Genomic DNA, 14,017 nt, shown 5'->3' with positions numbered 1-14,017 from the left:
GTGATGATGTGAATGCACAGAGGCAAAGTAAGCGATTAGTCGTAGGTGAACACAGGCGGCCTATTGTATAGGCTCGCCGTGCTTTTCATCCTGCAAGGTAAAGCGCTAAAGCCGGTGAATATCGAAAGGCTTCAACCAGTTGCGGAAAAATGGTGATATTTGCGGCATGCTGTTTGATAAACGATGCACATCATGCACGAGCAGCAAATTTGCACTACAGGTACGGGCGTAGTTAATGCTGTTCTCGGCAGGCACAATGTCATCGTGCCATCCATGCACCATACTCACTTCCCCAGCATATTTGTAGTTTTGTACTTCGTAGCCAGGCATTGATAGCGCGGGGGCAAGCAAGAATACCCCCACCACATTGGTACGTTCTGCCGCCACCAATGACACATAGCCCCCCATACTGGAGCCGACTAAAATAACAGTGTCTGATTGCTGGGATATATTCTCTACCAAACGGTCAACCCTGGCTTCCGGCGAGTCTAAATCTTGATAGTCGATACTCTCAACCCGAAAGCCCAGTTGCTCTGCCACCTTCGACATAGTCGTAATTTTACTGCCCCAAGGTCCACTCTCCTTTCCGTGAGAAAAAATGACCGTTGTCATTTGCAATGCTCCTGCTTATTTAGATGATGTCTGTTTATGAAAGAGCCTTTCTACCATGACGTAGAACATAGGCACGAAGAAAATGGCTAAGAATGTAGCTGCAAACATACCGCCCATAACCGCAATACCAATAGCATTCTGACTGGCTGCGCCCGCACCACTGGCAAGCGCTAACGGGGTAACACCGAGAATAAAGGCCATGGATGTCATAAGTATGGGGCGGAAACGTTGTGATGCCGCATTAGACACGGCCACCATCAAGTCTTCCCCATTCTCAACCTGTTCTTTGGCAAATTCAACAATCAAAATAGCATTTTTTGCCGCCAGTCCCACGGTGGTTAAAAATGCAACCTGAAGATAGACATCGTTAGGCAAGTTGAAAATAAGGGCGGCTGTGACTGAGCCCAATATACCCAAGGGTACCACCAGCATTACCGCGAAGGGGACTGACCAGCTTTCGTACAATGCGGCTAAGCACAAAAATACCACCAATATAGATATGGCATACAGTAACGAAGCCTGAGAGCCCGCGGCTTGCTCTTCATAAGATAAACCTGACCATTCAATAGCAAAGCCTGAAGGCAGTTGATCTACAAGCTTCTGCATTTCTGCCATTGCCTCACCAGACGACACACCTTCTGCGGGGCTACCTTGTATGTTCACCGATGAAATACCGTTAAAACGCTCTAGTTTGGGCGAGCCATACACCCACTCTGTGGTAGCAAAGGTGCTGAATGCCACCATTTCACCATCGCTGTTTCTAACAAACCACTTTTCTAAATCTTCAGGGGCCATGCGGCTTGGTAAATCACCTTGCATATAAACGCGCTTTATACGCCCTTTATCAATAAAGTCATTCACATAACTTGAGCCCCAAGCTATCTGCAAGGTATTGTTAATATCGCTCAAGCTCAGCCCGAGTGCCGATGCTTTTTCACTATCAATGTTGATTTTGAATTGTGGAACATCGCTTAGGCCGTTGGGGCGAACGCCTGCCAACTTCGGATTTTGCGCCGCCATCCCTAATAGTTGGTTTCGTGCATTCATTAAGGCCTCATGACCATTGCCCCCGCGGTCTACCAGTTGCATATCAAAACCAGTCGCGTTACCCAGCTCCATGATTGGCGGCGGGACAATAGGAAACGCAGATGCGTCTTGAATTTGACTTAACGCACCGAATGCGCGATTGACCACCGCAAAGGCGGAGCTATCTTCGTCTCGCTCACTCCAATCGTTTAAGTTTAAAAAGGCCATACCCGCATTTTGCGCCTGGCCAGCAAAACTAAAGCCGACTACCGCGAACATGCCGTTAACGGCTTCTTGTTCGTGATCTAAAAAGTAATCTTCTACTTGTTTAATCGATTCTAACGTTCGCCCAGCAGTTGCCCCTGGTGGTGTGCTGACTAACACCATCATACGGCCCTGATCTTCATCAGGCAGGAACGCACCTGGAAGTTGACTAAAGATAAAGGCCATGCCCCCAACTAACACGCCATACACAATAAAGTAGCGCTTAAAACGCTTAGCCATATGCGTGGTGGTGCGTTGATAGCCATCGCGGCCTTTGTTGAAGGTGCGGTTAAACCACCCAAAGAAACCGGTATTTTTATCATGCCCTTCTGGGTGCTTTTTCAATAAAGTGGCACATAATGAAGGCGATAACACAATGGCCACAAGCACAGAGAAAGCCATAGCTGAGACAATGGTAACTGAGAACTGACGATATATTGCGCCGGCAGAACCACTAAAAAATGCCATGGGAATAAATACCGTGGACAACACAGCGGCAATACCTACCAATGCACCGGTAATCTGCGTCATGGATTTTTTGGTGGCTTCAGCTGGCTCAAGCCCTTCTTCTTCCATAATACGCTCGACGTTTTCAACCACCACTATGGCGTCGTCAACCAACAAGCCTATGGCTAACACCATCGCAAACATGGTGAGCACGTTAATGGTAAAGCCAAACGCAAGTAGCACGGCAAAAGTACCCAGTAATACCACGGGTACCGCAATCGTAGGAATTAGGGTTGCGCGCCAGTTCTGTAAGAACAGAAGCATAACGAAAAAGACGAGTACCACGGCCTCAATAAGGGTGTGCACCACAGACTCAATCGACAATTCAATGAAAGGTGAGCTGTCTACCGGATACACCACTTTTACACTGTCTGGAAGGTTGCTGCGAAGCTCTTCTACGCGGGCTTTGATGGCATTAATGGTATCAAGTGCGTTAGCCCCAGATGCCAAACTGATTGCCATACCCGACGCAGGATTACGGTCGTAACGCACAATGACGTCGTAGCTTTGCGCGCCTAACTCTACCCGGGCCACATCACGTACTCTTACTTGAGAACCATCTGTATTTACCCGTAAAACGATGTTTTCAAAGTCCTGCACGGTTTGCAGGCGGCTTTGTGCCTGAATAGTGGCATTAATTTGCTGATTTTCAATAGCAGGTAAACCACCTAACTGCCCTGCCGATACGTCGGTATTTTGCACCTGTACAGCGGCTTGAACGTCAACCGGTGTTAAGTTATAGCTGTAGAGTTTGTCGGGGTCTAGCCAAATTCGCATGGAACGCTGCGCACCAAAGACACGCACATCACCCACCCCGTTAACACGAGAAATAGGGTCTTGAAATTGGGACACCAAAAGGTCACTCAGATCGTACTGAGACATGCTGCCGTCTTCTGAATAAAACCCTACCGCCAACGCGAATGAACTGTTGGACTTAGACACAGTAACGCCTTGTTGCTGCACTTCGCTAGGCAACAGTGGTAGCGCGCCCTGCACCTTATTTTGCGTTTGCACTTGCGCAATATCTGGGTCGGCGCTAGGGGCAAACGTAAGGCTAATAGACATGGTGCTATTAGAGCTACTGGCCGAGAAGTAGCGCAAATTATCGATACCCGTTAAGCTTTGCTCGATAACCTGAGTGACCGAGTTTTCAACGGTTTCCGCAGATGCTCCCGGGTAAGATGCACTAATAGTCACCGTAGGAGGCGCCACCTTCGGATACTGTTCAATAGGTAATGAGGTGATAGCTAAAACACCAGCCATCATAGTAATAATTGCAAGTACCCACGCAAAGACGGGTCTGTCTATAAAAAAGCGAGCCATAACGATAAATTCCTTGCTTGCTTAACGTGAGCCACGTGAAGAAGATTGCCACTCAGTTGGGTTGACTGTGCTACCTGGTTTGACTTTTTGGTAGCCGGTAACGATAACCCGCTCACCTTCTTGCACACCGCTTACTACCACATACTGATCTTGGTAAGTTGTTCCCACGGTTAGCTGTCGTGCTTCCACCTGATTCTCGTTATTGACCACGTATACCGTTAACGAGCCATCTGACTGACGCATGGTTGCCCGTTGAGGCACAAGTAAGCCGCTTTCTTTGCTGGTAATCACGTGCCCTTTCACAAACAAACCTGGCATCAATAAGCCTTCTGGATTAGGCAGTTCAGCGCGTAATGCCACCGAGCCCGTACCTTCATCCACGGTGACTTCAGAGAATTTGACTGAGCCAACATGTGTGTACTTTTCGTTTGTGCTTTCATTAAGGGTAATTTCAACCGGCAGCGCACCTTGTTTCTGGATTTGTTTGCGTAGCGTTAATATCGCCTGTCCAGACTCTTGCATATCAACATACACGGGGTCTAGCTGAGTAATGGTGGCCAGTTGCTGGGTTTGATTCGCCGTGACCAAGGTGCCTTCAGTCACAAATGAACGGCTAATTTGGCCACTAATGGGGGCATACACCTGAGTATACCCTACATTAACTTTCGCCAGGTCAACCGATGCTTCTGCTACGCTGATGGCGGCTTGCGCTTGCTCTTTTTGTGCTATGACATCGTCAAATTCTTGTTGGCTAATGGCATTTTGCTGAATGAGATCATCATATCGGCGTGCTTTGGCTTCCAAGGTTTTCAGGTTAGCTTGTGCACTTTTAACATCGGCAATGGCACTGTTTAGCTGGGCACGGTATCGCACATCATCAATTTGATAGAGCTGTTGACCTTTTTCAACTTGCGCACCTTCTTCAAACAAGCGTTCAGTAATAACACCGTCGACTTGGGGGCGAATTTGCGATTGGCGAGAAGGTGTAATTCTGCCTGGCAATACTAACTCGTGCGTAATGGGCTGGTTAGCTAGGGTAAGCACAGACACCGAAGGCGCAGGCCTAGCTTGTTGTGCTTGCGCTGCCTGTTGCGGCGCTTCAGAACAACCCACCACACTTAGCAGTGTAGCCATGGAAGTAATAACAAAAAATAGGCGACTCATATAGTTTCTCAATCTCAATAACCAATCTATACAGCTAAACGAAAACGTTTACCTGTGTGTGTTCAAGTTAGTTTGTAATTCAAGCCTAGCTGCATCCGATGCGTCTGACTGTAACGGGTGTTAGCAAAGTACGACATACACCCATGGCAGCCGATAGTGAATTGTGCCACTGCAAGATGAACATTGTGCGTAGTTATACTAAAGAATAAAAGCCCTGGAAGGTAAACTTGCTGATCTTATCGTCCAGTTGCAGGGAATTTGTACTAACCACAAAGATGTTAAGATCGTTTCGTGCTGTAGGTGATGGCGATCACTCCCACAGTGGCTTTGCAGAAACTGGGAAAAAGCCCACTAAACCCGTTTTAACGAACTCAGTAATACGCGGTAAGCCTGAATGACTTGCTGTGCCTCTTCAACATTGCCACCCCGATCTGGGTGAACCTTTAACAAGGCTTTGCGATAGTGCGCTTTAAGGCTATTCAACGTGAGTATATCCTGCTTATCTAGCTTAAGTACATCGCACGCCTTATCTCTGTCTTTGGTATTCGGCACCCCTAGTTTTTGCCCCGCCATTTGACGCCAAAAATCATCTAATAAAGCGGCGACGTCTGCTTCGCTAGTGCCTTTTAAATTGTCTAAATTCAAATAATAACTCGCCAACGGATCTAAACCCGCTAAGTGGGTTTGCGCTTGTGTGGCGTCTTTATTTTGTGGCGGGATATTCTGTGGCTGGATATCACCCCGTAAGAGAATCTTAGTAGTATGGATATCGAGTCGTCCTTCACCGCTTTCTCGCCACTTTATTTGCAGTTTGTAAAGCGCGTGGAAAACCAAAAAGTGAGTTTGAAACAACATTAATGGGTCACGTAACGCATCTTCATCAAACAACGAATAAGGCGGGCGCTTTAACAGCGCAATAAGATCAAACTCACTGATACCTAACGTAAGCGTAGGCTTTAGTAAAAGTAAACTATCTTCAAGTAAGGTAACGAGTGACGTATTCATCGGATGTAGACAACATTGATTAACGATATGGCCACATGGTTACACACATTGACACAAATTTAACCGCGAAATTGAACCAATTTTCGCCAAGCACTGTTAAAGTATCACTAAAATAATAACGAGGATTGACTGTGAAAGCACTGATTGCTCTTACCAGCGTGGTAAGTTTTTTAATGGTTACACTGCCCGGACCACTCTACCAGTATGCTGGAGTAAACCTAGGCACTGCCTTTACCCTTATTCGCTCTGGCGTATACGTTGGCGGCGCAGCACTAATTTTAATTATTTTGCAGGTGTTGCTTAAACGCAAGAGCGTAAATTGGGGTAGTACCACACTCTTTGCCATTCTCGCGCTGGTGGCGGTTGCTATGCCCTTAAGCATGGCCAGTAAAGCTAGCACAGTGCCACCTATTCACGACATTACTACCCATGTTACCAACCCGCCTGAATTTGTCGCTATTGCCCCTTTGCGCAAAGACGCGCCAAACCCTATCACCTATGAGGGCGGTGAAGTCACCAGACAACAATTAGATGCCTACCCAGAGATAAAAACCCAGCGCCTCCCCCAGCCCATTAATGAAGTCTATATGGCGGCAGAAAAAGCCATAGAGAGCTTAGGCTGGGAAAGAGTTAGCGCAGGCGAGCAACCAGATACGCTTGAAGCCACCGACACCACCACATGGTTTGGCTTTAAAGACGATGTGGTTATTCGGCTAACAGCGCAGGGTGATGACACCTTAGTGGACATGCGCAGTAAGTCGCGAGTAGGCCGTAGCGATTTGGGCAAAAACGCAGAGCGTATTAATCAGTTCTTCGCAGAGTTACGGGTTCAACTAGGCTATCGGTAAATCACCCTAGCCTGGCCCTAAAGGCTAGCTAATTGTACGCTAACCAACCCTAAGACAGCAGCGTTCGCGCGATTGAACCAACGCCAAAAGCGAGGGCGCTGCATGTGATGAGCAAATTTCGCCGTTAGGGTACTGACACCGACGAACCAAATAACAGAAGCGCTAATGGCTCCCGCGACAAACCACCATTTATCTTGTTGCCATTGACTGGCTAAGTTGCCCATTAGCAACAAGGTGTCTAGATAGAAATGGGGGTTTAACCAAGTCACCGCCAAGGCGATTAACAGCGCTTTTTTGAATGGCAATACTTTATGTGCTGTGGCTAAAACTAACGCGTCGTCCGCCATTGAAGACTTAATTTTGTTATAAGCAATCCACAGTAAAAACGCCACACCGGCCCATTTGGTAATCGAAATTAGTGTTGGGTACTCTTGCAGCAAGACACCAAACCCCATGGCACCCAAACTAATTGAAATGGCATCGCTAATAATAAACAAAAGCACAAAAAGTGCTGTCCATTGACGCTTCAATGATTGTTCAATCAAAAAACTGTTTTGTGCCCCCACGGCAATAATGAGCGTGCCCCCCATGATTAAACCGCTTGTCGCTGCCGCAAACATACCTTGTGCCTTTTTCTCAATGAATAAATAAAACTGGCGCTATATTAACCAATAACGCAAACTAAATTAAATTAATGATATTTGTTTTAAATTAATATATTTAATATTAATAACGACACGTTTACAGGGCCTAGGCTATGTTAGATTACGATGCACTTTACGCATTAAATGAAGTGGTACGCTACGGCGGCTTCGACCGCGGCGCGCAAGCTTTGAGTCTTACCCAATCTGCTGTATCGCAAAAAATAAAGCGGCTAGAGCAAAACGTGGGTGGGCCTGTGATTGTAAGAACGAAACCGCTTAAGCCCACCCCGTTAGGCCGGGAATTATTGGCGCATTTTCAAAAAGTCAGTGTATTAGAAGAAGCGCTAAATATTGAAAGCGGTTTGCAAGAAAGCGCTTCACCCATCACGGTGGCCGTGAACAATGACGTGCTTGCGACCTGGTTTTCGTTGGTGCTGGCTAAATTCAGTGAAACCCGGCGCAATCCGGTTCATGTTTATAATGCCGATCAAACACAGACTCGCGAAAAATTGCAGCAAGGTGGAGTCATGGCATGTATAAGCCAAACCGGTACGCCGGTGACGGGCGGGCAATCTATTCGCCTAGGCACTATGTATTATCAACTTTATGCTTCACCGGCGTTTATCGCACGCTATATCTCGGGTTCCCCCAGCCCAGAAAAGGTAATGAAAAGCCCCGGTCTACTCTACGACGAGTACGACGTCACCTTACTCAGCGATTATCAACAAACCTGTTTCAATCTAGCGCCTAGCTTCTCTTCATGTCATTGGTATCCGTCCTCCCACGGTTTTGTAAAAATGGCCGTAGATGGTGTTGCCTGGGCGTTATTACCAACACTGCAAGTTGTGGATGAGGTAAAAAAAGGAGAGCTTGTGTCTTTGTTTCCACAACAGGCCTTAGGGCTGCCATTGTTTTGGCACTGGACATCCATAGATTCAGGCGCATTAAGTGACCTAACTCGCGCGGTAAAACTGATTGCAAAACAACAATTGAAAGACGTGGTATAGCCGACATAAAAACAAAATTCGGTTTGTGTTAACCGCAAATCGCACCTAGCCTAAATTTTAACCTAGTGCAGTTGACGAATGTGCCAGCACAGCCCACTATGGCAATGACAAAAACGAAAAAAACGCAGAAAAACGAAGGAAAAACATGAAGATTTTAAAAACCACCAGCACATGGTTCGCTCTGGTGCTGGGTTTGTTTGTGCTGCCCGCGTATTCAGCAGTGCTCATGAAACCGAATAAAGAAGCCGCGCTTGAGTACAAGGGTGAATTACTCAGTGGCAATTACAACACGGATATCACCCACCCGGATTCGCTTTTGGGCTTCCCTGTAGGATCTCGGGTTGCCACGCCAAAACAAATTCACAGTGCTATTATGACATGGGCTGAACAGTCTGATAGGTTGCATGTGGTTGAATACGCCCGCACTCACGAGCAGCGCCCGCTGCTTGCAGTATTCATTTCTACCCCCACACGACTTGCTCAGCTTGATGAAATTAAAGCCAATATCGATACTTTATCTGACGCCCGTAACGTATCAGACAGCAAAGCAAACGCTATTATTAATGACCTGCCAGCAATAGCGTGGATGGCATACTCCATTCACGGCAACGAAACGTCCGGTGCCGATGCCGCGTTAACTGCCATTTACCATTTAATTGCCAGTGAAGAGCAGACCGTTAGCGACCTTCTTGACGACATGGTGGTAGTCATTGACCCTATGATGAACCCAGATGGTCGCGCTCGCTTCGCAAAATCCCTAGAGCAGTACCGAGGGACAGCGCCAAATGTAGATGATCAGTCACTGCTGCACAGAGGCGACTGGCCCTATGGTAGAACCAATCATTATTTTTTCGACCTTAACCGTGACTTTTTCTATCTTACTCAGCCTGAAACGGTGGGCCGGGTAGCATTAATTAACCAGTGGCGTCCACAATTGATGATTGATGGTCATGAAATGGGACCACAAGATACGTATTTAATGGGGCCTCCCCGTCAACCGCTTAATCAAAATATCGACCCCAACTTGCAAAAATGGGCGGTGACCTTTGCTGAAGACCAAACTTCGGCCTTCGATGCCAAAGGGTGGCGTTATTACACCGGTGAGTGGTTTGAAAATTGGTACCCTGGCTACTCAAATTATGCCGAGTACCGTGGCACCATGCATATCCTTTACGAACAATCTCGTATGGCTGAAGATGGCGTTCGCCGGCCAGAAGGGACCATTCAAACTTACAGGGAAGCGGTGCATCACCAGTTTGTCTCTACCATGGCCAATTTAGACACCTTAGCCAAACACAGTAAGGCGATGTACAAGGATTACTGGCAAGGACGTAAGAATAATGTGGCCTCTAAAGGTAAGTTTGCCAATCGCACTTTTGTGGTGCTAGCCAATGATAATAAAGGCCGAACCGACGCCTTTGTTGACAGGCTACTTGCACAAGGCATCGAGGTATACGTTACCCAAAAAGATATGGAAGTGGATGAAGCAACTACCCACTTAGGCAATACGTTATCTGATACGGTTATCCCGAAAGGCAGCCTTGTTATACCGAACCGTCAACCAGACGCACCGCTTATTGCTGCCATTTTAGAATTTGATGCCGGTGTAAATGACGCGGTGTTAATAGAAGAAAGACAAAAAACGCTCAGAGACGGCTCGTCTGTGATGTACGACACCACAGCATGGAACCTCACCATGATGTATGGCCTTGATAGCCTCACTGTACCAGAGCACCTCACTAAAAACCTAGAGAAATACCGCCAAACGCCTATTTCTAATGCGACGCCAAGTGCTGGTATTGCCTGGGCTGTAGATGGCGCAGATGACCGTTCGGTTGCCTTTGCCGCGCGCTTAATGGAGCAAGGCATTCACGTTAGGTTTATTGATAAAGATGCTAAGTACAACAATCAAACCTTAAATCGAGGTTCAATTGTGGTGACGGTTACAGACAACCCTAATCACACCGAAGTCGCGAAGCACGCTAGCCAAATGGCCAATGAACTAGGGCTTAAGCTAGTCACCATTCAAAATGGTTACGGTAAAGGCGACCTACCGGATTGGGGTGGTGAACACCTCCCGTTACTCACTAAGCCCCAGGTAGCAATCATTAGCCACGGCAGTATTTCTAGCTACGACGCCGGTGCAACATGGTGGAGTATTGACACGAATTTAGGTATTCGCCATAGTCAGATTGACGTTAACGCACTTAGCTATACCGACCTTCGCCGTTATAATGTGCTTGTTTTACCGTCTGGCCGGGTTAATTTTTCAAACGGTCAGCTTGCTGCCCTAAAAGCGTGGGTACAAAATGGCGGAACACTTATCGCTCACGACCGCTCTGCGGCGGCGCTTGCAAAAGAAGATGGCATTGGCACGGTTCGCACCCTTGAAGGGGCATTCGACAAAGCACTGGACTACGACATTGCCCTTTACCGCGAATATCTAGCCGAGTCTGAAGCCATATCATCATCAAGTGTCATGGCCCACACGCTAGACACAGATTACCGCTACCCATGGGCCGATTTACCCAAACCCCAAAGTGAAGAAGAACTCAAGCGCCGAGATAACTGGCTTAAGCTATTTATGCCAAGTGGCGCAATAGTAGCGGGACGTACCGATCAACTTCATTGGCTTACTGTTGGCACCAATGACATCTTGCCTTTGATGTATTCCAGCCAGCCTTTGCTAATGTCGGACTCTCGTAGTCAGGCCGTGGTTAGAGCAGGCGTGTATGCCAACGACAAAGCGGCGAAAAAAACTGACGAAGCAAAAGGTAACAACAGTACCGGCCGCTGGTTTACCCTTCCAGAAGGTAAAACCCTTAATGTAAGAATGAGCGGTTTAGTGTGGCCTGAAGCACAGCAACGTATTGCCAACACGGCCTATCTGACTCGCGAACGGGTAGGTAAAGGGCAGGTAATTTTGTTTTCAGGGCAGCCCAACTTTAGAGGCTCATCACGAGGCACTAACCGTTTACTGTTAAACGCCATCGTGTATGGTCCTGGCTTGGGTTCTCGTTACAATATCGACCTCTAGGCAATGAAGACTAAGTAAACAAAAGGGTACCAAGGGTGCCCTTATTTCTTTCTGCGACGCCGCTCTTTTGCTTTGTACATGTTGGCATCGGCCTGCTGAATTAGGGTGTCTAGTTTCACAGAAGGCTCACTGGTAATAAACACCCCAACACTGGCAGACACGGGCACAAGGCAGTTAGCCGTTTTCACGTCTCTCCCCTCTAAACCCTTAATAATGCGCTCTGCAAGGCGCTGAGATTGGCCTTCACTAAAACAGTGGCTTAAGATGACAAATTCATCGCCGCCTATTCGGCCCACCGCATCTTGTTCTCGGCACCTATTTGTGACTATTTTCGCAATAACCTGCAAAACAGTATCGCCGGCGTTATGTCCATATTTATCGTTAATTCGCTTGAAGTTGTCCACATCCACAAACAACACGGTTAAGTAGCCGCCTTCACGTTTGTGAGTGTCTACCAGTTCTTTGGCAAACCCTTCCCAACCGCTTCTATTCATCACCGAACACAGAGTATCCATAGAAGCTTTTCGATAAGCAGTTAGCCTATCTTCATCCAGTTTTTTCACTTTTTTCGCCGTGGCAATGGCAAAAATAAAGGCTTCAATGGTGATCCCAATAATAAGCCCGTAACGCTGTAAAAAAGGGCTGATGTTGTCCAATGTGAAACGCGCGAGCATCGCCAAAACCACAATACTTAGCCCCGCCAATACTAAGCGTGAACAATGTACTTTTCTCACAACGGCGTAAATGGCTGCAGCGAGCACAATAGCCATAATGAGCAGTGTGACCACACTAAAGCCCATATTGACGAGCACCGCTGCGTTAAACCCGAAGGGAAGTTGTAAAAACGCTAACCCTAAAGCGATGTAAGAGAGGTATAAAAGTAGATTTCGCTGCCATTGTCGCAGCAGCACTTTTAAATCCAGAAGTTGGTCGAGGAAGCGCACTGCAGCAAACACCGTCACGCCCACAAAAAACAAATGTAAGTGCACGCTATTAAGCACGGAAAGGTCTTCGAAACCGATGTTAAATAGCCCTTCTTGTAGCGTGAAGAAAATGGCTGCACTTAAAATATAAAAACTGTAAGAGTAAAACCCCATATTGCGCACGCTGTTTCCTAGCATTCCCACGTATAACGTAAGCGCCAAGCAAAAGCCCACGAAACCACTAAGGGTGAGGGTATGCACGGTTGAGAAGCGTTGATATTGCGCCACACTCTGTACGGAGGGCGCAAAGGGCGTAGGCACTTGCGCACTTAAATCCAAATAAAAGGTGTGTCGTCCTTGGGGAATAAAAAAAGCTTTTCGAGACCCAGTTAAGGCTTCCACACTTATCAGATCCTGGGTATACAATTGGCTGTACGTAATGTGGTCGCGGGTAAAACTGAGGATAACCGGGGCTGAAATATCGCACTCAAGCGTTAAACGTTGTAGACCGATTTTCAATGTGTAAGGCTGATTTAGCGGTGTACCTGTGGGCGAAACTGCGTTGCAACTTGCATAAGCATTGAGGCTAATTACAGTTAACGTAAGTGAAACAAATATGCGTGCAAGGAAGCGTTGCAAGCCTTGGTTCATAAATCTGCGATTCCTTTACAGCTGGTACAACAACCCTGCTATAACAGGTGTTTTCATGTCACCTGTTATAGGGTGTTATGAGTTGAATTTATGGCGAAAACGTACCACGCAAAAGTAGCTCGCTACTATTGAGTGTAGTGGAAAATCGCCGTTATTGAAGTCTCACTTCCAATATTTTCCTATTGATACACTAACGTGCCCTACCCGTTCAAAACGTATAGCCCCTTCTATTTCAAGGGTTATTGACGTTAATTCCCATTCAACTTTAGTTCACTTTGCATTCACCTTCCCAACTCTACACTACCCCTGAATTTAACCAACAGGGAAATGAAACATGTTAAAACACCTTACCGCTACCGCCGCACTACTTACCGCGCCTTTTGCCGTCTTCGCTAACGATATGACGCCAACCTATACCTACAGCCAAGTGGGCTATGTACAAAGTGACATAGCCGATTTAGATGACTTTACACTCAAGGGCTTCGAATTAAAAAGTAGTTATGCCTTTAGCGATAACTTTTTCATTGAAGGCACCTACTCTGACGTTAACGATGATGCCACTGGTATACGTTTAGATGCCCAACGTCTTGTTGCTACACTTGGCTACATCCAACATATCAATGCACGCACGACCATCGATTATCAACTAGGGTACGGTGATGTAGATTTAGGGGTTAGCAACGAAGCAGAAAATTGGGAGGGAGGAACCCATTACTATATTGTTGAATCTAACCTCCGCCATAAGGTAACAACGCAACTGGAGTTTTATGGTGGTCTAGAATGGCAAAATTGGGATGATGGCGACAATCAAAAAGCCTACAAACTGGGTTTAAAATACAATTGGGATAAGTTTGCTATTGGCACGGAATACAACAAATATTCTGACGAAGACACTGTACTGGCATACTTACGTTACGAATACTAACCTTCATGTATGTGGCGTAGGGACGTGTTTTACACTAAGGCTTAGCCGCTAGAAAAACAGACCCAAAGGTCATCATAATGA

The 14,017-nt window shown here is 46.8% G+C and carries 10 protein-coding genes; 4 read left to right on the top strand and 6 right to left on the bottom strand.

Annotated features, from left to right (window positions below):
- Positions 1–105: 105 nt before the first annotated feature.
- The 4 genes from EP13_RS00890 to EP13_RS00875 all read right to left on the bottom strand — a co-directional run bounded on the left by EP13_RS00890 (position 106) and on the right by EP13_RS00875 (position 5,901).
- Complete coding sequence (locus EP13_RS00890; RefSeq protein ID WP_044055540.1) at positions 106–612, bottom strand: alpha/beta fold hydrolase; 507 nt, start codon at positions 610–612, stop codon at positions 106–108.
- A 15-nt stretch (positions 613–627) separates the two neighbouring features.
- A complete protein-coding gene (locus EP13_RS00885; RefSeq protein WP_044055539.1) occupies positions 628–3,732 on the bottom strand; it encodes an efflux RND transporter permease subunit in 3,105 nt (1,034 codons plus the stop codon).
- A gap of 21 nt (positions 3,733–3,753) precedes the next feature.
- Entirely contained in the window at positions 3,754–4,896 is a 1,143-nt protein-coding gene (locus EP13_RS00880; protein WP_044055538.1) for an efflux RND transporter periplasmic adaptor subunit, read from the bottom strand.
- A gap of 351 nt (positions 4,897–5,247) precedes the next feature.
- Positions 5,248–5,901, bottom strand: a complete 654-nt coding sequence (locus EP13_RS00875) for a DNA-J related domain-containing protein (RefSeq protein ID WP_044055537.1) — start codon at positions 5,899–5,901, stop codon at positions 5,248–5,250.
- Between the two features lie 131 nt (positions 5,902–6,032).
- Here EP13_RS00875 and EP13_RS00870 point away from each other — a divergent pair, with 131 nt between their 5' ends.
- Positions 6,033–6,749 carry a DUF1499 domain-containing protein gene (locus EP13_RS00870; protein WP_044055536.1) on the top strand — a complete coding sequence of 239 codons (717 nt, stop codon included), beginning with the start codon at positions 6,033–6,035 and terminating at the stop codon, positions 6,747–6,749.
- A gap of 17 nt (positions 6,750–6,766) precedes the next feature.
- On the opposite strand, the gene EP13_RS00865 is transcribed toward EP13_RS00870, so the two are convergent.
- Positions 6,767–7,369: a LysE/ArgO family amino acid transporter gene (locus EP13_RS00865; protein WP_044055535.1), complete on the bottom strand. Its 603-nt coding sequence runs from the start codon at positions 7,367–7,369 to the stop codon at positions 6,767–6,769.
- 137 nt (positions 7,370–7,506) lie between these two features.
- On the opposite strand from EP13_RS00865, the gene EP13_RS00860 reads away from it, so the two are divergent.
- The gene (locus EP13_RS00860; RefSeq protein ID WP_044055534.1) at positions 7,507–8,400 is read left to right on the top strand and encodes an ArgP/LysG family DNA-binding transcriptional regulator; all 894 of its coding nucleotides are present in this window, start codon (positions 7,507–7,509) and stop codon (positions 8,398–8,400) included.
- 145 nt (positions 8,401–8,545) lie between these two features.
- A complete protein-coding gene (locus tag EP13_RS00855) occupies positions 8,546–11,437 on the top strand; it encodes a M14 family metallopeptidase (RefSeq protein WP_044055533.1) in 2,892 nt (963 codons plus the stop codon).
- 41 nt (positions 11,438–11,478) lie between these two features.
- On the opposite strand, the gene EP13_RS00850 is transcribed toward EP13_RS00855, so the two are convergent.
- Positions 11,479–13,011, bottom strand: coding sequence for a sensor domain-containing diguanylate cyclase (locus EP13_RS00850; RefSeq protein ID WP_044055532.1), 1,533 nt, complete (start codon positions 13,009–13,011; stop codon positions 11,479–11,481).
- A gap of 334 nt (positions 13,012–13,345) precedes the next feature.
- Between EP13_RS00850 and EP13_RS00845 the strand changes: the two genes are divergently transcribed.
- Complete coding sequence (locus EP13_RS00845) at positions 13,346–13,936, top strand: hypothetical protein (RefSeq protein WP_044055531.1); 591 nt, start codon at positions 13,346–13,348, stop codon at positions 13,934–13,936.
- Positions 13,937–14,017: the final 81 nt, after the last annotated feature.

The sequence above is a fragment of the Alteromonas australica genome (assembly GCF_000730385.1).
Taxonomy (GTDB): domain Bacteria; phylum Pseudomonadota; class Gammaproteobacteria; order Enterobacterales; family Alteromonadaceae; genus Alteromonas; species Alteromonas australica.
Note: the sequence above shows the minus strand (reverse complement) of the source record. Positions and strands in the feature narration are given on the sequence as shown.